The organism is Sphingomonas parva (ex Maeng et al. 2020) (genome assembly GCF_004564275.1).
In the GTDB taxonomy this organism is placed as follows: Bacteria; Pseudomonadota; Alphaproteobacteria; order Sphingomonadales; family Sphingomonadaceae; genus Allosphingosinicella; species Allosphingosinicella parva.
The window spans coordinates 25,346-47,125 of the sequence record NZ_SPDV01000010.1 but is presented as its reverse complement, the minus strand read 5'-3'; the positions used below and the strand labels follow the sequence as shown (position 1 = coordinate 47,125).

Genomic DNA, 21,780 nt, shown 5'->3' with positions numbered 1-21,780 from the left:
TCTTTAATGCCAGCAGCAGGCTAGCACGACGTGGCGCAGACCGCAAAACCCTCTTGGTGGCGCGGAAATCCGGTCAAAGACAAGCCTGATTTCAAGGACTTAGAATTATGCTTCCGGGTCTGCGTTGACCGCTGGGCACCGTCATGACAAATCTAGGCCAACTCGATGTGAGCCGGGCCTTGCCACATGTTGCTCGCACAAAGGGAGAGCGCCGCGTGAAGAACTCTGTCGCCATGTTCGCTTTGGCCGCCGCCCTGGCCGCAGCCGCACCGTCCGCAGCGGCGATCAGCCAGCCGGAGCTCGATACGCTGGCCCGCGATCTTGGCATCCGCTTCACCGTGATCGACAACAATCCCGATGATTGTCCCGGCGGCCAGCCGGGCTGCTTTCTCTCCGAGCTGCAGGTGCGCCTTCCCGAGCGGCTGCCCTCCGATTTCACGGCGGAGGATTTCCGGCTCTACTTCGGCTTCCTCGGATCGCCCCAGAAAGTCGACAGCGACCAGTTCGAGATCGAGCTGGTGAACGGCGATCTCCACGTGCTGAAGGCGCGCAGGGGCGCGCGGCTCGAGGGCGGCAAATCGTACAAGATCAGGATCTGGAGCGGCGGGCATTTCTACTCGAGCTATTATGTCATGCCGAACATGTATCTCGCGCCCGAAGGCCTCACCGCCCGCGTCGTCCGTGCGACGCAGCCGGTGGTCGATCCCGAGACGCAGATCGAGACGGTGCCGTTCGTCGCCGCGATGAGCGACGAGGCGAACCTCGCCACCGGCGCGCCGGGGAACGCCACCCAGTGGCGTACTCCGGAGCGCGCCTTCGCCCTCTACAGCGAGCGTCTCGGCGCGCCGATACCGGCGCCCGAATTCGTCGTCATCCCGACGCCCGCGAAGATCTCGCGTCTCGTCGGTGCGCCGCTCGATCTGCGGCGCGGCGCCAGCCTGCAGGTTTCGGGCGTGGCGCGCGAGGCGCTGCAGCCGGCCCTGAACCAGCTCGTTGCCGCCGGCGTCGGCGGGCTCTCGGCGGGACCGGAGCTGAGCATCACGGTGGCGCCGGGTGCCGGCCTTGTCGCCGAAGGCTATCGCGTGACGACCTCTTCGGCTGGCCGCGGCGCCATCCAGATCCGGGCGGCCGACGCTGCGGGCGCGGCGCACGCCGTCCGCTCGCTCGCGCAACAGGTCGCGCATGAAGGCGGAATGTTGCGGCCGCTGGCCATCGAGGACGCGCCGCGCTTCGCCTTCCGTGGCCTGCACCTCGACGTCGCGCGCAACTTCCACAGCAAGGCCGAGGTGGTGAAGCTGCTCGACCAGATGGCCGCCTACAAGCTCAACCGGCTGCACCTCCATCTCGGCGAGGACGAAGCCTGGCGGCTCGAGATCAAGCAATTGCCCGAACTCACCGAGGTCGGCGGCTATCGCTGCCACGATCCTGCCGAGGATCGCTGCCTGCTGCCGATGTTCGGCGCCGGACCCGATGGATCGGGGGTGCACAACGGCTTCTTCAGCCAGGCCGATTATCTCGACATCCTCGCCGCCGCCAAGGCGCGCAACATCGAGGTCATTCCCTCTTTCGACATGCCGGGGCATAGCCGCGCCGCGATCCGCTCGATGGAAGCGCGCTACCGGCGCCTGATGAAGGACGGGACGAGGGAAGAGGCCGAGCGTTACCGGCTGGTCGAGCCTGCCGACACGACCAAGTACCGCAGCGTCCAGAACTATAACGACAACACGCTGAACGTCTGTCTCGATTCCACCTATCGCTTCCTCGACACCGTCCTCGGCGAAGTCGCGGCGCTGCATGCGGCGGCGGGCACGCCGCTCAAGACCTATCATATCGGCGCGGACGAGACGGCAGGTGCGTGGACGGATTCGCCCGCCTGCAAGCGGGTGATGGCCTCGACCGGCCGCGACGCCAAGTCGCTCGGCGCGATGTTCATCGAGCGGGTGGCCGGTAATTTGTCGCGGCAGGGCATCCTGACCGCCGGATGGAGCGACGGCCTCGGCCACACCGATCCGGCGAAGATGCCCAAGAACGTCCAGTCGAACATCTGGGGCAATCTGTTTGCGGGCGGCGTCGCCGAAGGCCATGACCACGCCAATCGCGGCTGGCGCGCGGTCATCTCGGTGCCCAACGTCACCTATCTCGATTCGCCTTACGCGCCGGATCCGATGGAGCGGGGTCTCGACTGGCCGTCGCGCGATACCGACACCTTCAAGGTGTTCGCGCTGATGCCGGAGAATTTGCCGGCGAACATCTCGGTGATGAAGGATCTCAATGCCCAGCCGGCACAGGTGAGCGACACGACACCGCTGCGCCCGGGCATCGGCATCTATGGTCTCCAGGGCCAGCTCTGGAGCGAGACGGTGCGCAGCGACTCCCAGGTCGAGTACATGCTCTTCCCGCGGCTCATCGCGCTGGCCGAGCGCGGCTGGCACGAGGGCAGCTGGGAGCCGGTCTACAAGCCGGGCGAGAGCTACAAGTTCGGCGACGGCAAGGTCGATCGCGCGGCGCTGCAGCGCGATTACGCCGGCTTCGCGGCGCGCCTAGGGGCGCACCAGCGCCTGCTCGACGCGGCCGGTGTCGACTATCGCCTCGCGCCGCCGGGCGCTCGCCTGGTGGGCGGCACGCTGCACGCGATCCCAGAATTCCCGGGTACGGCCATCGAATACCGGATTGGCGACGGGCAGTGGCAGCCTTATTCGGCTCCGGTGGCGGTGTCCGGCCCGGTGGAGCTCAGGACCCGCACGCCGGACGGCCGTCGGGCCAGCCGCAGCGTCCGGATCGGCGGATAGGATCGAGCCCGCCGCCGGAGGCGGCGGGGAGCCTTGAATCAGGCCTTCGCCAGCCCTCCGGTCCAGCGCGCCGCGTCGGGGCCGAGAATGACGTGGAGCAGCCCGCCCGTGCTGTGGGCGACGCCACGGGCGCCGAGGGCGCGCAACGCTGCCTCGTCTGCCGCGTCGGTCGATCGCAGGGCGACGAGCAGCCGGTTGGCACGGACCTGCAGGCTGCGCACATTGTCCTCGCCGCCGAGCGCTGCATAGAGGCGCCGGGTCGCACCCGCATCGCTGCTGCCCGCCGTATCTCCGTCGCGCAGCGCCTGGCGAAGCTCTCCCGCGACCTGATCGGCAATCGGCCCGAGCACGACCTGGAGCGCTCCGCCGCCCGGCCGGACCACGCCCTTGGCGCCGAGGGCGCGCAGCGCCGCTTCGTCGGCCAGGTTCGGATCGGCGAGCTCGAGCCGGAGGCGCGTCATGCAGGCGTCGACCCGCAGGATGTTGGCGGCGCCGCCGAGAGCGCCGACCAGGCCGCCCGCGCCTCCCGCTCCAGCCGCGGGCGTCGCTGCCACGCTCTCCTCAATCTCGCGGCCCGGCGTGCGCAGGTTGAAGCGAACGATGCAGAAGCGGAAGGTCGCGTAATAGACCGCGGAGTAGGCGAGGCCGACCGGGATGAGCAGCAGCGGCCGGGCGGAAAGGCCGTAGCCGAGCACATAGTCGAACAGGCCGGCCGAGAAGCCGAAGCCGAGCTTCACGCCGAGGGCATCCATCACCACCATCGAGAGGCCGGTCAGCACCGCGTGCACGGCGTAGAGCGCCGGCGCCAGGAACATGAAGGTGAACTCGATCGGCTCGGTGATTCCGGTGAGGAAGGCGGTCAGCGCCAGCGAGGCGAGCATGCCCCCCACGGCCTTGCGCCGCTCGGGCCGCGCGCTGCGGTACATCGCGAGGCAGGCCGCGGGCAGGCCGAACATCATCACCGGGAAGAAGCCGGCCATGAACGCGCCGGCGGTCGGATCGCCCGCATAATAGCGTTTGAGGTCGCCGGTCACGCCGTTGAAATCGCCGATGATGAACCAGGCGATGTTGTTGAGGATGTGGTGGAGGCCGGTGATGATCAGCAGCCGGTTGAGCGTGCCGTAGACGAACAGGCCGAAGCCGCCGGCGTTGACCACCGAGCGGCTGAGCGCGTCGATGCCGGGCTCGATCCAGGGGAAGCCGAGGCCGAACAGCAGGGCGCCGAACAGTCCGGCGCAGCCGGCGACGATCGGCACGAACCGCCGGCCGGCGAAGAAAGCGAGATATTCAGGCAGGCGGACGTTGGCGAAGCGGTTGTAGAGCATGCCGGCGGCCACGCCGGAGAGCACGCCGGCCGGCACGCTGAGCTTGGCCATCTGCTGGCTCTTGTAGGCCGCTGCGGCGAGATCCCGCGCGGCCTGATCGGTAAAGGCGGCGACCGTCTCCGGCGGGACCGCGAGCAGCGCCTTCGCGCCTTCGATCGTGACCAGGAAGCCGACCGCACCGGCGAGACCGGCGGCGCCGTGGTTCTCGCGAGCGAGGCCGACGGCGATGCCGATCGCGAACAACAGGCCGAGATGGGCGAAGATCGCGTCGCCGGCGGCGGCGATGAAGGCGATGTCGAGCAGATCGGGCTGGCCGAGGCGCAGCAGCATGCCGGCCGCCGGCAGCACGGCGATCGGCAGCATCAGGGCGCGGCCGAGCGGCTGCAGTCGATCGATACGAAGCTTGATCATGCCTTCATTCCTGCTTCGGAGGGGGCCAGTGCGTCCTCGACGGAGCGACGGACGGACGCCGCGGAATCCTGATCGAGGGCCCATTGGGCGATCGCCCGACACTCGTCGATCCTGACCGAGCGGAGCCGCGCCTTCACCGCCGGGATCGCGGCCGGGGCGGCCGAGAGCTCGCTGAGCCCGAGCCCGACGAGAAGGACGGCGCCGAGCGGATCGGAAGCGAGGCCGCCGCACGCGCCGACCGGCTTGCCGCGGCGGCGGCCGCCCTCGGCGGCGGCGGCGATCAGCCGCAGCACGGCGGGATGGAAGGCGTCGACCTGTGCCGCAACGGCCGGATTGGTGCGGTCCATCGCGAGCGCATATTGGGTGAGGTCGTTCGTGCCGATTGAGAGGAAGTCGGCTTCCGTCGCGATCTGGTCTGCAAGGATCGCCGCCGCGGGGGTCTCGACCATCACGCCGAGCTCGGCAGCGGCGCCGCCGTTCTCCCCGGCGAGCGCCTCGAGGCGCGCGCGAACCGCCCGCAATTCGTCGAGGCCGCTCACCATCGGCACCATGATCCGGCAGCGCCCGGCTGGGGTGACCCTCAGGATTGCACGAAGCTGCTCGTCGAGCAGCTCGGGACGCCACAGGCTGACGCGCACGCCGCGCAGGCCGAGCGCTGGATTGTCCTCGCGCGGGATCGGCAGATAGGCCAGCGCCTTGTCGCCGCCGACGTCCAGCGTCCGGACGATCAGCGGCCGTCCGTCGAGGCCGTCGGCGATCGCCTGATAGGCGGCGTGCTGCTCGTCCTCGTCCGGAGCGCTGTCGCGATCGAGAAACAGGAATTCGCTGCGCAGCAGCCCGCAGCCCTCGGCGCCGGCCGCGACCGCCGCCGCCGCATCGGTGACGGCGCCGAGATTGGCAAAAATTTCGATCCGGGTGCCGTCGGCTGTGCGGCATTCGGCGAGAGCATCGTCGCGCTCGCTTCGGCGCTGCGCGTGCGATGCGGCGATGCCGGCCCTTGCGATGTCGAGCATCTCGGCCGCCGGATCGACGTGCAGGCGCCCGCTCGTCGCGTCGAGAAGCACGATCGTGCCTTCGGCGACGACCGCGAGGCCGCGGCCCGCCGCGACCATGGTCGGAAGACCGGCGGCGGCGGCCAGCACGGCGACATGCGAAGTCGGTCCGCCGCCTGCGGTGCAGAGGCCGGCGGCTCTGCCGGCGAGCGCGACCACCTGGGAAGGCAGGATCTCGTCGGCGAGCACGATTGCGTTCTCGGGAAGCGACAGCGGCGCGTCGCGCTCGCGGCCCGCGATGCGGGCGAGGACCTGCTGTTCGATGTCGCGGAGATCGTCGATCCGCTCGGCAAGGAGCCGGTTGCCGGTGGCTTTCAGCGCGTCGCCCATTTCGCGCGACGCTGCGCGCCAGGCAAAGCCGGCGCTCTCACCTTCGTCGATCCGCTTAAGGGCCGCTGCGCGCAGGTCCTCGTCGCCGACCAGTTCGAGATGTGCCGTCGCGATGCCCGCGACGGTGGCGTCACGATCGGCGGCGGCACCGGCGAGCGCCGAGCAGACAGCCGCAAGCGCGTCGTCGAGCGCCTGCGCTTCGATTGCCGGGCCGCGGCCTTCGCGCGCAACCTCCTCGATGCGGCCGTCGAGCCGCACGACCGGCCCAACCGCCATGCCCGCCACGGCGCAGACGCCGGCGATCACGCCTGCCGGGGCCGCGGCGGCAGGCGCCACGGTCTTCGGCGCGGCCGCCGCATGGACCTCGACGGCGGGAAGATCGACCTCGATCAGCCGCGCGAGCGCCGCCAGCGCCTCGTCCGCATCGCCTCCCTCGGCGGAAAGCTCGATCGTCTGGCCGTCCCTTACGTCGAGCGCCATCATCGACACGGGGCTGCGGGCACCAGCCTCCCGGTCGCCGACGCGCATCCGGATCTCCGACCGGAACTGCTTGGCCGTGGCCGCGACCCGCGCAGCCGGCCGGGCATGCAGCCCGTTGGGGAGAGCAATGCGTACCTCCCGAACGGCGAACCGGCTGGACGGTCCCGGCACCGCCGTCGCTTCGATCTCGCTACGCAGCCGGACGATGCCGATCGGCGCGTCCGCATCGACGGCGCCCGTTCCCGACGCGGAGAAGAGAAACCGCTCGCCGTTGGTAACGATGATCGGCGTGATCAGGCTGCGCGCCTCGAGCGCCACTGCGTCGAGATCGAACGCAATCAGGAGGTCGCCCCGCCGGACCTCGTCGCCGGCGGCGACCCGTGCGTCGAAGCCGCGGCCGCCGAGCCCCACCGTGTCGAGGCCGATGTGGAGCAGAATCTCGGCGCCGTTTCGGCTCTTAAGGGTCACCGCATGGGAGGTCGGCGCGACGAGGACGACCCGGCCGTCGCACGGCGCCCGCAATTCGCCGGCGAGCGGGTCGATCGCAAGGCCCTCGCCCATCATGCCCTGCGCGAAGACCTCGTCCGGAACCTCGCCGAGCGCGGAAACCCAGCCCGGCAGCGGGGCGTGAAGGACGACGCTTTCGCTCGCCTCAGGGCCTGGTGCGGTTGACGGGGAGGAACTGCTCGCCATTGAACGGACCAATCGAAGACATGTGAGGGCGCGGACTGTCTCTTCTTTCCCCTAAAGCGTCAATGGTCCTCAATAGGTCGCGAGACTCTCCGCATCGGATTGGTACTGAATTGGTGTTGGTCAGCTCGGATTGCCCGGCGCGTGGGGGAAGCTCAGCGCCTTGTAGGCATCCAGGCTCATCGCCGGCTCCGGCGCTCCAGGAGGGAGGGGCAGCCGGTTGATGCTGCGGAAATAGGCGACGCTCGCGTCGCGCCACCAGATCGCCTCCTTCTCCTGGATGCGCAGGAAGGCGGCGACATCGGCGTGCCGGCGCGGATCGACGAACGGGCGCAGGCTCTCCCAGGTGGCGCGCATCCGGCGGACCTCGGCGACGCCGCGGCCGTAGCGCAGCACCAGCTCGTCCCACAGGCTCCGGCCCGAGGCCATGCGGTGATCCCACGGAAGATGGTGGAACCAAAGGAGCAGGTCTTCGGGGACGCGCTTCGGATCGGCGAAGATGCGCGCCACCGACGGGGCGTATTGGCTTACCGCGTCGCTGCCGCTGCGCGTGCGGTCGAAGCCGATCCCCTGGGCGTCGGCGCGATGGTAATAGGTCGGGTTCCAGTCGGGGCGGCCGAGATCGTTGACCCAGGGCCCCGGGCCATAATGGTGGCCCGTCGCCATCAGGTGATGAAGCCCCAGCGGGGTCATGTAATCGACCACCGCCTGATGGGACGCCATCATCACGTCCACGGTCGGGCGGACGAAACCGTCCTCGTTGGAGAAGGTCATCCGCGCCCAGTCCGCCGCGATCGTCCGCGCCGAGGCATCCGGATCCCAGGCGAGACGCCCGAAGGCATACCAGTTCGCCTGGTCGAAATGGGAGCCGGTCCAGTTGCGATCGTTGCCGATGTTGGCGACACCTGCGAGGCCGCTGACAGGGTAATGATGGAGCGATCCGTCGACAACGCGGGCGACGGTGCCGCCGTGGCCGGTGTCGGCGCGCAGCACCTCCTCCCACATCGTGCCGAGATAGGCGAGATGGGTCGCGAACCCGAGATATTCCTTGGTGATCTGGAATTCCATCACCAGCGGCGTCTTCGGCATGGCGCCGAACAACGGGTGGAACGGCTCGCGCGGCTGGAAGTCGATCGCGCCGTTCTTGACCTGGACGATGACGTTGTCGCGGAAGTGTCCGTCGAGCGGCTTGAACTCGGAATAGGCCTGCTTGGCGCGATCCTCGCGATTGTCGGCGGCGTAGACGAACGCGCGCCACATCACCACGCCGCCGTGCGGCTTCACCGCGTCGGCCAGCATGTTGGCGCCGTCGGCGTGGTTGCGCTTATAGTCCTGCGGCCCCGGCTGCCCCTCGGAATTGGCCTTCACCAGGAAGCCGCCGAAATCGGGGATGGTGCGGTAGATCTCATCGGCCTTGGCCCGCCACCAGGCCCGCACCGCCGGATCGAGCGGATCGGCGGTCTTGAGGCCGCCGATCTCGATCGGCGCGCTGAACCGCGCGGTCAGATAGACCCGGATGCCATAGGGGCGGAAGACGCCCGCCAGCGCCTTCACCTTCTCCAGATAGGGCGCGGTCAGCACCTCGGCATTGGCGTTGACGTTGGTGAGGACGGTGCCGTTGATCCCGATCGAGGCGTTGGCGCGGGCATAATCGGTGTAGCGCGGGTCGAGATAGTCGGGGAGCTTGTGCCAGTCCCACAAGGAGAAGCCGGCATAGCCGCGCTCCACCGTGCGATCGAGATTGTCCCAATGATTGAGCAGCCGCAGCTTCGCCTTGGGCGCGTCGACGATGTCGAGACCCTCGGGCGCGGCACCGGTCTGGACCAGGCGGAGCAGTCGAAAGGCGCCGTAGAGCAGCCCGATGTCCTGGTTGGCGGCGATCACGATCACGTCGCGGCCGCCGATCCGCGTGCTGCGGATCACGAAACCTTCCGCGCCGACACGGTCGAGCGGCAGCTTCATCGCCGCAATCGCCGGTGTGCTGGCCGGCGTGCCGAGCAGGATGGCGCCGTCCTTGCCGATCCGGGCGGTGCGGGGCAGGGGGCGTCCGAGCAGCCCGGAAAGGCCGCGCTCGAGCTCGGCGGCGGCGGCTTCGACGGTCGCGCTTCTGCCGGTCGCCACCAGCTCGGTTGCAGCCCGACCATAGCGCGCCTGCAATCCGGCCTCGAGCGGGCGGTAGCGCAGCCAGAGGTCGTAGCCGTCTTCACCGGTCTGGGCGAAGGCGCCGGCCGACAGCAGGAGCAGGAAGGCTGAGACCATCGTGCGAAGGAGGTTTGTCAGGCGCATCGTAAATCCACCCTCTCCTATCCGACGCGCGTTGACAAAGGCGCGCCGAGTCTTTCATGTTAGCGCTATCACATAGCCTCCCGCGAGAAGAGAGGCAAAAGCGCGAACCGGCGCACGGAGAGACGAACTGAAACGCGTTTCGCGCCCCCTGGCCTTGGCGGCCGCCGTTGCCGGCGCGGTGGTGGGAACCCTCGCGGTGCCGCTCACCGCCGGTCTGGCGCGCGCCGAGACGCCCGCCGCGCGGCCCCTCTACAAGGACGCTTCCCAACCGGTGGATCTGCGCGTCGAGGATCTGCTCGCCCGCATGACGCTCGAGGAGAAGGTCGCGCAGCTTCTCACCGTCGGCGCGACCACGCGCGACGTGCTGGGGGAGGGGCAGAGATTCGATCCGGCCAAGGCCGAAGCGGCCTGGCCAGATGGCATCGGCCAGATCGCCCGTCCGTCCGATGCGCGCCGCACGGCCCCTGCCGGCGAGGCGGTGCCGAGCGATCGCCGCTGGCGTACTCCGGCCGAGACCGCGGAGTTCGTCAACGCGGTCCAGCGCCACGCGCTCACCCGCACCCGGCTCGGCATCCCGGTCCTCTTCCACGAGGAGGCGCTCCACGGCTACATGGCCACGGAGGCGACCATGTTCCCCCAGGCGATCGCGCTGGCGAGCAGCTGGGACCCGGAGCTGGTCCGCCGGGTCAACGAGACCATCGCCCGCGAGGTGCGCGTCCGCGGCGTCAGTCTGGTCCTCTCGCCCGTCGTCGACATCGCCCGCGATCCGCGCTGGGGACGGATCGAGGAGACGTTCGGAGAGGATCCCTATCTCGCGGGAGAGCTGGGCGTCGCGGCGGTGCTCGGGCTGCAGGGGGAGGGCCGCACCCTCCGGCCGGGCAAGGTGTTCGCAACGCTGAAGCACATGACCGGGCACGGCCAGCCGCAGGCGGGCAACAATGTCGCCCCCGCGCCGCTCGGCGAGCGCGAGCTGCGCGAATTCTTCTTCCCGCCGTTCGAGCAGGTGGTGACCCGCACCGGGATCGAGGCGGTCATGGCCTCGTATAACGAGATCGACGGCGTGCCCTCCCATGCCAATCGCTGGCTGCTTCAGGACGTGCTGCGCGGCGAATGGGGTTTCCGCGGTGCGGTGGTCAGCGATTATTCCGGCGTCGACGAGCTCGCGACCTTCCACCATGTCGCGCCCGACATCCAAGCGGCGGCAATCCGCGCGATCTCCGCCGGGGTCGATTCCGATCTTCCCGAAGGCCTCTCCTACCGCACTCTGGTTCAGGCCGTGCGCGACGGGCGTGTCTCGGAAGGGACGGTCGACGGCGCGGTGCGCCGGATCCTCTCGCTCAAGTTCCGCGCCGGCCTGTTCGAAAATCCCTATGCCGATCCGAAAGCGGTCGGACGGGTAACGGGCAATGCCGAGGCGCGGACCCTGGCGCTCGAGGCCGCGCGCAAGTCGATCGTCCTCCTCAGGAACGACGGCATCCTCCCTCTCGCGCCGGGCGCCCACCGCAGGATCGCGGTGATCGGCCCGAATGCGGCGGTGACCCGGCTCGGCGGCTATTCGAGCTTCCCCAGGCAGTCGGTCAGCCTGCTGGACGGGATCAAGGCGCGGGTCGGGAGCAAGGCCGAGGTCGTCCACGCCCAAGGGGTCTTCATCACCCGCAGCGAGGATCGTTCGCTGCACGAGGTCGAGCTCGCCGATCCGGTCCGCAACCGCGAGCTGATCGCCGAAGCGGTGGAGACGGCACGGGGCGCCGATCTCGTCATCCTCGCCATCGGCGACACCGAGCAGACCAGCCGGGAAGGGTTCGCGAAGAACCATCTCGGAGACCGCACCAGCCTCGATCTGGTCGGCGAGCAGAACGAGCTCGCCGCCGCGCTGTTCGCGCTCGGCAAGCCGGTGGTCGTCATGGCGCTGAACGGACGCCCACCATCCTGGCCGATGGTGGCGGAGCGGGCCAACGCCCTGGTGGAGAATTGGTACGTCGGCCAGGAGGGCGGGACCGCCATGGCGCAGATCCTGTTCGGCGACGCCAATCCGGGCGGCAAGCTGCCGGTGACCGTCGCCCGCAGCGTCGGACAGGTTCCGCTCTACTACAACCACAAGCCCAGCGTCGGGCGCGGCTATCTGTTCGATACCACCGCGCCGCTTTTCCCGTTCGGCTACGGCCTAAGCTACACGCGTTTCGAGCTCTCCGCCCCGCGCCTGTCGCAGCGGAGGATCCGCTCCGCCGGCACCGTCGATGTCGAGGTCGACGTGGCGAACGTCGGTCCCCGGACCGGCGACGAGGTGGTCCAGATCTACGTGTGCGACGAGGTCGCCACCGTCACGCGCCCGATCAAGGAGCTGAAGGCCTTTCGCCGCGTCACGCTTCAGCCGGGCGAGCGCCGCACCTTGCGCTTCTCCCTCGGGCCGGAGGCCTTTCGGATGTGGAATGCGGACATGCGGCGGCTCGTCGAGCCGGGCGCGTTCGAAATCATGGCCGGGAACAGCTCGGCCGCGCTCAAATCCGCCACTCTCGTGATCGAGGAGTGAGCGCCATGAACCTTTTTTCCGACGAGGTCACCCAGATGAACATGACGCGACGTGACAGCCTTGCTCTCGGTCTGGCGCTGGCGGCGACCGCCTGCGCTCCGACCGGCATGGAAAGCGCCGGATCGCGGGCCACCGCGGAGGGCTCGCTCCACGCGCTCGCGCAGCGCAGCGGTCGCCGCTTCGGCTCCGCGCTCTCATGGGGCGCCGCAGGCGCCGATCGCGGCAGTTTCGCCAATCCCGCCTACGCCGCGATCCTGGAGCGAGAATGCGGCCTTCTCGTGCCCGAGAACGAGCTCAAGTGGCAGTGGACGCGTCCTTCGGCCGGCCAGTTCGACTTCCGGCAGATGGACGCGATCGTCGACTATGCGACGAAGAAGGGCTTCGCGCTGCGCGGTCACACCCTCTTCTGGGCGCCCCAGAAATGGTACCCGAAATGGCTCGTCGGGCACGATTTCGGCAGCCAGCCGTCCAAGGCGGCCGAGGCGATGCTGGTCGAGCACGTCCGCACCGTCTGCCGGCGGTACGGCGATCGAATCTATTCCTACGACGTGGTCAACGAGGCGGTCGAGCCGGAGACCGGTGCGATCCGCGATACCGTCGTGACCCGCGCAATGGGCGGCGAGGCGATGCTCGACGTCATGTTCCACACCGCCAAGGCCGAGGCACCGCACGCTCAGCTGGTCTACAACGACTACATGAGCTGGGAGCGGGGGACCGAGGACGAGACCCACATCGCCGGGGTGCTCAAATTGCTCGAGGGCTTCAGGAAGCGGGGCACGCCGGTCGACGCGCTCGGCGTCCAGTCGCACATCCGCCTGCTCAAGGATCTGCCGGTCGCCGAGATCGTGCGCGAATCCGAGGGACCCTGGCGCCGCTTCCTCGATGAGGTCGTCGGCATGGGCTACGATCTCGTCATCACCGAATTCGACGTCAACGACCGGCGCGCGCCGGACGATGTCGGCATCCGCGATCGCCTGGTGGCCGATTACGCCCGCGCCTATCTCGACGTGATGCTGAGCTACCCTCAGCTCGGCGACATCCTCGCCTGGGGCATGGTTGACAGGTACAGCTGGCTCACCGGTTTCGATCCGCGTGCCGACAAGTCGATCAAGCGCGGCCTTCCCTACGACGTCGATTTCAGGCCGAAGCCGCTTCGCGAGGCCGTTGCGGCCGCATTCGCAGGCGCCTCGAGCCGCCACGGCTGAGGGGCGTAGCGGGGCCTTATCGGCATGCTAAGTCGTTGGTGATGGGGGCGAATGAGGAGAGAGACCATGCGCATGTCCGTCGTCTTCGCAGTACCGCTGATCCTGCTCGGCTGCACGGCCCGGCAGGCAGAGACGCTAGCAACCACCAGCGCCGCCGACGCGCAGCGGATCGATTGCATCGACGCGACGCGGATTGCCGGTCGTCGTGCCCAGGGCAATCGGGCACTCGTTTTCGAGCTGAGCGACGGAACTGTCGTCCGCAACGATCTTCCGGACGCCTGCCAGGGACTTGCCCGCGCCTCCAGCTTCGGCACGCTTGCGATCGATCCGATCGAGAGCCGGATGTGCCGCGGCGATTCCGTGCGGATCTACGATCCGGCGGATCTCCCGGTCGGAGGGATAAAAGCGGTGCCGCGCTGCCGCCTGGGCGCGTTCACCCGCGTCGCTGCTGACTGACGGCAAACGGGCCGAAGAACATAATCAACAGGGAAGGGAAGTCGGGGATGAAGTTCAAGGTGGCGCTGGCGCTCGCATGCTCGACGGCGTGCTGGGGCGGCCTTGCCGATGCGCAGGCGCTGAAGCTGAACGACAAGGGCTATTTCGCCCGCCAGGGCCTGAACGTGATGGTCTTCTCGGATTATTATCCCGAGGGCCATCAGACCGGCGTCACCATCGTCCAGCACGGCATTCGCGTGGCCGCCAACGGCGATCTCCGTCTCGAGGCCTCGCCCGGACAATGGTCCCCGGTGCCGCTGGTCGGCGCGCGGACGGTGGACGCGAAGACGCAGACGGTCACCCAGGCTCTTTCCTATCCGGACCCCGCCAAGAACCGTAAGGGCTTCAACCCGGTTTTCTATCCGGATGTGGAGCTCGGCTACAAAGTCCGAGTGACGCCGCTGGAGGGCAATTCCTTCCGGATCAGCGTCGATCTCGATCGTCCGGTGCCGCGCGAATGGGTTGGCAAGGTCGGCTTCAACCTCGAGCTGTTCCCCACCGATCTGTTCGGCAAGAGCTTCCTGATGGACGGGGCGAGCGGCATCTTCCCGCGCCAGCCGAACGGGCCGGTCGTCCTGAGCAATGGGCCCGCCGTGCCGGTGCCGACGCCGGTCCAGCCCAACGGTCCGGTGCCGTCGCTCAACAACGAGCCGCTGGGGGCGCCGCTCGCCACCGGACGCAAGCTGGTCGTGGCGCCCGACCAGGACCTGCAGCGGATCACCATCGAGAGCCGCAGCGGCACGCTGGAGCTGATCGACGGCCGGCTCAACCACAACAACGGCTGGTTCATCGTTCGCGGCGTGATCCCGGCCGGCGCGACCGCCAATGCGCTCGAATGGGTGGTGACGCCGCATGTCGAGGAGGATTGGCGCTATGCGCCGGTCGTGCAGGTCAGCCAGGTCGGCTATGCGCCGGCGCAGCCGAAGAAGGCGGTGATCGAGCTCGATCCCGCCGACCGGGACGTCAAGCGCGCCCGCCTCTTCCGCCTGACCGAGGACGGGCGCAAGGAAGTGCTCGAGGCGGTGCCGGAGCGCTGGGGCGGCTTCCTGCGCTACGATTATCGCACCTTCGATTTCTCGGCCGTCACCGAGCCCGGCATGTACGTCGTCGGCTATGGCGACACGCTCTCGCACCCGTTCCGGATCGGAGACGACGTCTATTCGCGCCACGTCTGGCAGCCGACGCTGGAATATTTCCTGCCGGCGCAGATGTGCCACATGCGGGTCAACGAGAAATACCGCGTCTGGCACGGCCACGATCATCTCGACGACGCCTTGATGGCGCCGACCGCCCTCAACCATTTCGACGGCTATCTGCAGGGCCCGAAGACGATGACCCGCTTCAAGCCGGGCGAAATCGTGCCGGGCCTGAACGCCGGCGGCTGGCACGACGCGGGCGACTTCGACCTGCGGGTCGAAAGCCAGATCGGCACCGTCTGGCTGCTCGCCAAGATGATCGAGGACTTCGGCCTCGATTACGACGCGACGACGATCGATCAGAAGCAGAAGCTCGTCGAGATCCACCAGCCCGACGGGCAGAGCGACGCGCTCCAGCAGATCGAGCACGGCCTCCTGTCGGTCGTCGGCGGCTATCGGGCCCTCGGCCGCCTCTATCGGGGGATCATCGCGCCGACCCACCGGCAATATGTGATGCTCGGCGACGCGGCCAACCATACCGACAATGTGTTCCGGAAGCCGGTGGAAGGACTCGGCCGCGACAATTCCGGCAATCCGATCCGCGCCGACGATCGCTGGGTCTTCACCGAGGACAATCCCGATCGCGAGCTCTACGTCGCCGCCGGCCTTGCCGCCGCGTCGCGGGTGATGAAGGCGCGGGATTCGAAGCTCGCGGCGGAATCGCTCGCCGCTGCCCGCGCGATCGCAACCGCTGCGCTGCCGCGCGCCAGGAGCGTGTCGAACCGGGTCTTCGCGCTCTCCGAATTGCTCCAGACGACCGGCGAGCGCGCCTATGCCGCGCAATTGGTCGCGATGGAGAAGGACATCCTCGGCAATGTCGAGCAATCCGCCTGGATGCTCGCGCCGGCGCTCGGCCGGATCGACGATTCGGGCTTCAAGGCGCGGCTCGACGAGGCGGTCGGCGCCTACCAGGCGACGGTGAAGCAGAGCGCGCGCACCGACTCGCCTTATGGCGTGCCCTACAAGCCCGACATCTGGGGTGCGGGCTGGACGATCCAGGAGCGGGGCGTTCGCCAATATTTCTTCCACAAGGGCTGGCCCGGGCACACCGATCCGCAGAGCTGGGTCAGCGCGCTGAACTTCGTCCTCGGCGTCCACCCGGGCGAGAACAATATGTCGTTCGCCTCCGGCGTCGGATCGAAGTCGGCGACCGTCGCCTACGGCACCAACCGCGCCGAATGGTCGTACATCCCGGGCGGCGTGATCTCCGGCACCGCCCTGATCCGGCCGGACCTGCCCGAGCTCAAGACCTGGCCGTTCTTCTGGCAGCAGACGGAATATGTGATGGGCGGCGGAGAGACGAACTACATGTTCCTCGCGCTTGCCGCCGACGCCCTCTACGGCCGCGGCCAGGGCAAGTGAACCGCGCCGCGCCGGCGGTATTGCTCGCCGCGGCCGTCGCTTCGCCGGCGGTCGCGGCGAGCGTCACCATCGCGCCCTACGGGACGCTGAAGGACGGCCGCGAGATCGTGCAGGCGACGTTGCGCAACGACCACGGCATGGAAGTGCGGGTGATCAGCTACGGTGCGATCATTACCGACATCGTCGTGCCCGATCGTCAGGGGCGGCGCGCCAATGTCGTGCCCGGTTTCGGCAGCCTCGCCGAATACGAGGCCAAGAACGGCAATTACGGCTTCGGCGCCGCGATCGGCCGCTACGCCGGGCGCATCGCCGGCGCGCGCTTCAGCATCGACGGCCACCCGGTGCGCCTGGTAGCCAACGACGGGCCGAACACCCTCCACGGCGGCCCCGGCGGCTTCGACACCAGGGTCTGGGCCCTGCGGCCGGTGCGAAAGCGGCAGGAGGTCGGCGCCGAGCTTCGCTACACCAGCCCGCCCGGCGAGCAGGGCTTTCCCGGCCGGCTCGACGTCACCATCACCTACACGCTGACGCCGTGGAACGATCTGCGGATCGACTATCGCGCGACGACCGACGCTCCGACGGCGCTCAACCTCACCAACCACAGCTATTTCAATCTCGCCGGAGCGGGATCGGGCAGCGCGCGCGAGCATCTCTTGTGGGTCGCCGCCCGCCGCCTTGTCGAGACTCGGAGGGACGGCATCCCGACCGGCCGGCTCGTCCGGGTCGAAGGCACGCCGTTCGACTTCCGCAAGCCTGCGACGATCGGCTGGCGGATGGACGAGCCGCACGCGCAGCTCGAAGGGCGCGGCGGCTTCAACCACAGTTGGGCGCTCGACAAGGGCATCGGTCCCGGCCTCGCCGCACGGCTCGAGGATCCCGGATCCGGGCGACGCCTGCTGGTCGAGACCACCGAGCCTGCGCTCCACATCTACGCCGCCAACTGGTTCTCCGGCCGCGACGCGGGCGCGCAGGGCACGCCCTATCGCAGGCACGAGGGCATCGCGCTGGAAACCCAGCATTCCCCCGACTCCCCCAACCGTCCGGAATTTCCCTCGACCGTGCTGCGCCCGGGACAAACCTGGCTGAGCAGGACCGTCTTCCGTTTTTCCGCCCCGCGCCGCTAAAGGACCCCGCATGATCCGACTCCTCGCTGGTCTCTGCCTCTTCCTCGCCGCCGCCGCGCCCGCCGCGGCCGAGACTCCGGTCGAGCGGCACGGCCAATTGCGCGTCGAAGGCAATCGGATCGTCGATGCGCGCGGCGAGCCCGTGGTCCTGCGCGGCATGTCGCTGTTCTGGAGCCAATGGGCCCCGCAATTCTACAATCGCGGGGCCGTCGCCTGGCTGCGCGACGACTGGAAGGCCGACGTCGTCCGTGCGGCGATCGCCGTGCACAGCGGCGGTTATATGGAGCATCCCGATCGCGAGACGAAGAAGGCGGAGGCGGTGATCGACGCCGCAATCGCTTCCGGCCTGTACGTGATCGTCGACTGGCACGCCCACCAGCCGGAGCCGGAGGCGGCCGCGCACTTCTTCTCCCACATCGCGCGCAAATACGGCCATCTGCCGAACATCATCTACGAAACCTGGAACGAGCCGCTGGACACCCAGGATTGGTCTCGCGTGATCAAGCCCTATCATCTCGCCGTCATCCCGAAGATCCGGGAAGCCGATCCGGACAATCTGATCGTCGCCGGCACGCAGACCTGGTCGCAGGACGTGGACAAGGCGGCGGTCGATCCTCTGCCGTTCACCAACCTCGCGTACACGCTGCACTTCTACGCCGGCACACATCGCCAGTCGCTGCGCGACAAGGCCGATGACGCGCTCGCCAAGGGCGCCGCTTTGTTCGTCACCGAATGGGGCACTACCCCCGCGAGCGGCGACGGCCCCGTCGACGTCGAGGAGACCCGCAAATGGTGGGACTTCCTCGAAGCCAACAAGCTGAGCTATCTGAACTGGTCGATCACCACCAAGCGCGAGAGCTCCGCGGCTCTGCTTCCCGGCGCGGATGCGCGGGGCGGATGGAAGGAGAACGATCTCACCCCGTCCGGCCGACTGGTTCGCGAGCATCTGCGCGCGATGCACGACCGTGATTCTTCCCCGCCGCAGCCTCGGACACCGATGCCGTGCGGCGGCACCTGCTGAGGATGAAAGATATGCCCTACATTGCCGAACCGAGCCGCTACGAAGGCGCCATGACCTACCGCCGCTGCGGCCGCAGCGGCCTCGATCTGCCCGCGATCTCGCTGGGCCTTTGGCACAATTTCGGCGGGGTCGACGTGTTCGAGACGGGCCGGGCCGTGCTCCGCCGCGCCTTCGATCGCGGCGTCACCCATTTCGATCTCGCCAACAATTACGGGCCGCCCTACGGCTCCGCCGAGGAGAATTTCGGCCGGGTGATGGAGGCCGATTTGCGCCCCTATCGCGACGAGATGATCATCTCGACCAAGGCGGGCTATGATATGTGGCCGGGGCCCTATGGCAACGGCGGCAGCCGCAAGTATCTGCTCGCCAGCCTCGATCAGAGCCTCAAGCGGATGGGGCTCGACTATGTCGACATCTTCTACTCCCACCGTGTCGATCCGACGACGCCGCTCGAGGAGACGATGGGCGCCCTCGTCACCGCCTGGCGCCAGGGCAAGGCGCTCTACGTCGGCATCTCGTCTTACTCGCCCGAGCTCACCCGCGAGGCGCACCGCATCCTCGCCGCCGAGGGCGTGCCGCTGCTCATCCACCAGCCGTCCTATTCGTTGCTCAATCGCTGGATCGAGCACGGCCTGCTCAGCGCGCTCGGCGAGCTCGGCACCGGTTGCATCGCCTTCTCGCCGCTCGCCCAGGGTATGCTGACGAACAAATATCTCGGCGGCGTCCCCGATGATGCCCGCGCGGCGCGCAGCGGATCGCTCTCCACCGGCTGGCTGACGGAGGAGAACCTCGGCCGCATCCGCGCGCTGAACGACATCGCGCAGCGCCGCGGCCAGAGCCTGGCGCAGATGGCGATCGCCTGGGTGCTGCGCGATCCGCGCGTCACCTCGGCGCTGATTGGCGCCCGCAACGTCGCCCAACTCGACGATTCGCTCGCCGCGCTCGGCAACCTCGATTTCTCCGCAGGCGAGATCGCCGAGATCGATCGCTTCGCCGAGGAAGGCGGCATCGACATCTGGAAGGGCTCGTCGAAGCTGAAGCCGGAGGAAGTCGCCTGATCGAGGCGGCACGGTGTTGAGGGGAGGGGAGCGATGAGGCGCTTCGCCGGAATCGAGCTGGGCGGCACGAAATGCGTGGCGACGCTCGCCGAGGGCCCGGAGACGGTGCTCGACCGCAGGACGGTGCCGACCGCGGGCCCCGAAGAGACGCTCGCCGCGCTCGAGGCGATCCTCGCCGGCTGGTGGGCGGACGCGCCGTTCGTCTCGCTCGGCATCGCCAGCTTCGGCCCGGTCGATCTCGATCCTGCCTCGCCGACCTGGGGCCATGTCACCAGCTCGCCCAAGCCCGGCTGGCAGCGCATCGACGTCGCCCCGCGGCTGGCGCGACCGTTCGGCGTGCCGACCGCCTTCGACACCGACGTCAACGGCGCCGCCCGGGCGGAGATGACCTGGGGGGCGGGCCGGGGGATGCGCGACTTCGCTTATGTCACCGTCGGCACCGGGGTCGGGGTGGGCCTCATCGCCAATGGCGAACCGATGCGCGGCTTCCAGCATTGCGAGCTCGGCCACGTCCGCATCGCCCGCCTGCCCGGCGACGATTGGGAGGGCGCCTGTCCCTATCACGGCCCGTGCGTGGAAGGGCTCGTCGCCGGTGGCTCGATCAAGAAGCGTCTCGGCCTCGACGATGCGTCGGCGCTCCCGGCCGATCATCCGGTCTGGGACAGCGTCGCCCACGCCCTTGCCCAGCTCTGCCACACCATCGTCTGCGCCGCGGCGCCAAGGCGGATCGTGATCGGCGGCGGCGTCGTCTCGGGCCAGAAACACCTCCTCCCGCGCATCGAGCCGCTGCTGCGCGAGAGCATCGCCGGCTACATGAGCATCCCGGAGGATGCTCCCTACGTCACCGCGCCCGGCCTCGGCGACGATGCCGGCCCGCTCGGTCCGATCGCGCTGGCATTGGGGGCTGCGTAATCCTCCCTGTCGCCGAAAGGCGATGGGGAGGATTCTTACCTTCCGCTTGCGGAATGACAGCCCTGTCATCTACCAACCGGACGGACCGGAAAGGGGCCGCGTCCGCGGCCGATGAGGAAAATTCTCGAATGGAAAAAACGCAGACAGGCGGGATGCGCGCGGCGTTCATCACCGTGACCACCCTGTTCTTCGCCTGGGGCTTCATCACCTCGATGATCGATCCCCTCGTCGCCGCGGTGAAGGGCATCTTCGATCTCACCGATCTCCAGGCCCAGCTCAGCGCCTCGGCCTTCTTCATCGCTTACGGTATCGTCTCCTTCCCCGCCGCGGCGCTGCTCTCGCGCTTCCGCTCGAGCAAGACGATCATCGGCGCCCTGCTGCTGATGGTCGCCGGCTGCCTGACCATGCTGGTCGCCGCCAATCTCTCGGTCTACACCCTGGTTCTCGCCGGGCTGTTCATCCTCGCCAGCGGCATCACCATCCTCCAGGTCGCGGCCAACCCGCTTGCCGCGGCGCTCGGCGATCCTCGCTACAGCCACCTGCGGCTGACCCTCAGCCAGGCGTTCAACTCGCTCGGCACCTTCCTCGGCCCCTTGCTCGGTGCCCATCTCTTCCTCGCCGGTATCGAGGTGAAGGAAGGCAGCGCGGTGACCGAGGCGGCGCGCTCGAACGCGCTCGCAGGCATCGACTCTGCCTATTTCTGGATTTCCGGCCTGATCGCCGCGCTCGCCCTGTTCTTCTTCTTCTCGCGCCGGCTGGTCGACAATGCGGCCCCCGCCGTCTCCGACGCGGTTGCTCGTCGCGGCGTCGGCGCAATGCTCGCCGAGGCGTTTTCGTCGAAATGGGCGCTGCTCGGCGGCGCGGCCATCTTCCTCTATGTCGGCGCGGAGGTCGCGATCGGCACCCAGATGGCTCTGTTCCTCAACTCTGACGGCATCTGGGGCCAGTCGGACGGTCCGTTCGGCTTCCCGATCCTCAGTGGTCTGATGGGCAGCGACGGCGTGCCCGGCGTCTCGTTGCAGGAAGCCGGCAAGGCGGTCGCCCTTTATTGGGGCGGGGCGATGGTCGGCCGGCTGATCGGCTCGGCCCTGCTCGCCAGGGTGCGCGCGGCGCGGCTGCTCGCCATCTTCACCGCCATCGCCGCCGCGATGTGCCTCTATGTCGCGTTCCTCGGCGGGGTGGAGGCGGGCTACGTCGCCCTTTCGATCGGGTTGTTCAACTCGATCATGTTCCCGGTGATCTTCACGCTGACGCTCGAGCGCTCGACGGCCAGCGAGGAGGCGACCTCCGGCTTCCTGTGCACCGCGATCGTCGGCGGCGCCGCGATCCCGCCGCTGGTCGGCGCGGTGTCGGGCTCGGTCGGCTACACGCTGGCGCTGGTCGTCCCGGCCGCCTGCTACATCCTGCTCTGCCTGTTCGCGCTGGCGGCGGATCGGGTGAAGGTCGCGGCGAGCGCCGATGCGCCGGCGCGGGCAACCCACTGAGGTGGAAAGGGGCCGCGGCCGGCGACCCCT

13 protein-coding genes are annotated in these 21,780 nt (G+C 68.6%); 10 read left to right on the top strand and 3 right to left on the bottom strand.

What is annotated here, in order from left to right; all coding sequences use genetic code 11:
• Positions 1 to 215 precede the first annotated feature (215 nt).
• Positions 216 to 2,789, top strand: coding sequence for a family 20 glycosylhydrolase (locus E2493_RS06865; RefSeq protein WP_225421192.1), 2,574 nt, complete (start codon positions 216 to 218; stop codon positions 2,787 to 2,789).
• A 38-nt stretch (positions 2,790 to 2,827) separates the two neighbouring features.
• On the opposite strand, the gene nagE is transcribed toward E2493_RS06865, so the two are convergent.
• The 3 genes from nagE to E2493_RS06850 all read right to left on the bottom strand — a co-directional run bounded on the left by nagE (position 2,828) and on the right by E2493_RS06850 (position 9,363).
• Positions 2,828 to 4,525, bottom strand: coding sequence for an N-acetylglucosamine-specific PTS transporter subunit IIBC (nagE, locus tag E2493_RS06860; protein WP_225421191.1), 1,698 nt, complete (start codon positions 4,523 to 4,525; stop codon positions 2,828 to 2,830).
• Complete coding sequence (ptsP, locus tag E2493_RS06855) at positions 4,522 to 7,080, bottom strand: phosphoenolpyruvate--protein phosphotransferase (RefSeq protein ID WP_135085064.1); 2,559 nt, start codon at positions 7,078 to 7,080, stop codon at positions 4,522 to 4,524. The genes nagE and ptsP overlap by 4 nt, the downstream gene beginning before the upstream one ends.
• A gap of 120 nt (positions 7,081 to 7,200) precedes the next feature.
• Positions 7,201 to 9,363, bottom strand: a complete 2,163-nt coding sequence (locus tag E2493_RS06850; protein WP_135085062.1) for an alpha-glucuronidase family glycosyl hydrolase — start codon at positions 9,361 to 9,363, stop codon at positions 7,201 to 7,203.
• Between the two features lie 154 nt (positions 9,364 to 9,517).
• On the opposite strand from E2493_RS06850, the gene E2493_RS06845 reads away from it, so the two are divergent.
• The 9 genes from E2493_RS06845 (at position 9,518) to E2493_RS06805 (ending at position 21,750) form a co-directional block, all read left to right on the top strand.
• Positions 9,518 to 11,893 carry a glycoside hydrolase family 3 N-terminal domain-containing protein gene (locus E2493_RS06845; protein ID WP_404828299.1) on the top strand — a complete coding sequence of 792 codons (2,376 nt, stop codon included), beginning with the start codon at positions 9,518 to 9,520 and terminating at the stop codon, positions 11,891 to 11,893.
• A 5-nt stretch (positions 11,894 to 11,898) separates the two neighbouring features.
• Positions 11,899 to 13,098, top strand: a complete 1,200-nt coding sequence (locus E2493_RS06840) for an endo-1,4-beta-xylanase (protein WP_225421190.1) — start codon at positions 11,899 to 11,901, stop codon at positions 13,096 to 13,098.
• Positions 13,099 to 13,164: 66 nt separating this feature from the next.
• Positions 13,165 to 13,554 carry a hypothetical protein gene (locus tag E2493_RS06835; protein ID WP_135085060.1) on the top strand — a complete coding sequence of 130 codons (390 nt, stop codon included), beginning with the start codon at positions 13,165 to 13,167 and terminating at the stop codon, positions 13,552 to 13,554.
• Between the two features lie 47 nt (positions 13,555 to 13,601).
• A complete protein-coding gene (locus E2493_RS06830) occupies positions 13,602 to 16,151 on the top strand; it encodes a glycoside hydrolase family 9 protein (protein WP_135085058.1) in 2,550 nt (849 codons plus the stop codon).
• Complete coding sequence (locus E2493_RS06825; protein ID WP_135085056.1) at positions 16,148 to 17,275, top strand: aldose epimerase family protein; 1,128 nt, start codon at positions 16,148 to 16,150, stop codon at positions 17,273 to 17,275. Before E2493_RS06830 ends, E2493_RS06825 begins: the two co-directional genes overlap by 4 nt.
• 10 nt (positions 17,276 to 17,285) lie before the next feature.
• Positions 17,286 to 18,296, top strand: a complete 1,011-nt coding sequence (locus E2493_RS06820) for a glycoside hydrolase family 5 protein (RefSeq protein ID WP_135085054.1) — start codon at positions 17,286 to 17,288, stop codon at positions 18,294 to 18,296.
• Between the two features lie 11 nt (positions 18,297 to 18,307).
• Entirely contained in the window at positions 18,308 to 19,354 is a 1,047-nt protein-coding gene (gene mgrA / locus E2493_RS06815; RefSeq protein WP_135085052.1) for an L-glyceraldehyde 3-phosphate reductase, read from the top strand.
• A 33-nt stretch (positions 19,355 to 19,387) separates the two neighbouring features.
• Complete coding sequence (locus tag E2493_RS06810) at positions 19,388 to 20,266, top strand: ROK family protein (RefSeq protein WP_135085050.1); 879 nt, start codon at positions 19,388 to 19,390, stop codon at positions 20,264 to 20,266.
• 128 nt (positions 20,267 to 20,394) lie between these two features.
• Entirely contained in the window at positions 20,395 to 21,750 is a 1,356-nt protein-coding gene (locus E2493_RS06805; protein WP_135085048.1) for an MFS transporter, read from the top strand.
• The last annotated feature ends 30 nt before the right edge of the window (positions 21,751 to 21,780 follow it).

Coding starts and splice junctions, on each gene's coding strand:
- nagE (WP_225421191.1), bottom strand. CDS start 4,525: ATGATCAAGCTTCGTATCGATCGACTGCAGCCGCTCGGCCGCGCCCTG.
- ptsP (WP_135085064.1), bottom strand. CDS start 7,080: ATGGCGAGCAGTTCCTCCCCGTCAACCGCACCAGGCCCTGAGGCGAGC.
- E2493_RS06850 (WP_135085062.1), bottom strand. CDS start 9,363: ATGCGCCTGACAAACCTCCTTCGCACGATGGTCTCAGCCTTCCTGCTC.
- E2493_RS06840 (WP_225421190.1), top strand. CDS start 11,899: ATGAACCTTTTTTCCGACGAGGTCACCCAGATGAACATGACGCGACGT.
- E2493_RS06835 (WP_135085060.1), top strand. CDS start 13,165: ATGCGCATGTCCGTCGTCTTCGCAGTACCGCTGATCCTGCTCGGCTGC.
- E2493_RS06830 (WP_135085058.1), top strand. CDS start 13,602: ATGAAGTTCAAGGTGGCGCTGGCGCTCGCATGCTCGACGGCGTGCTGG.
- E2493_RS06820 (WP_135085054.1), top strand. CDS start 17,286: ATGATCCGACTCCTCGCTGGTCTCTGCCTCTTCCTCGCCGCCGCCGCG.
- mgrA (WP_135085052.1), top strand. CDS start 18,308: ATGCCCTACATTGCCGAACCGAGCCGCTACGAAGGCGCCATGACCTAC.
- E2493_RS06810 (WP_135085050.1), top strand. CDS start 19,388: ATGAGGCGCTTCGCCGGAATCGAGCTGGGCGGCACGAAATGCGTGGCG.
- E2493_RS06805 (WP_135085048.1), top strand. CDS start 20,395: ATGGAAAAAACGCAGACAGGCGGGATGCGCGCGGCGTTCATCACCGTG.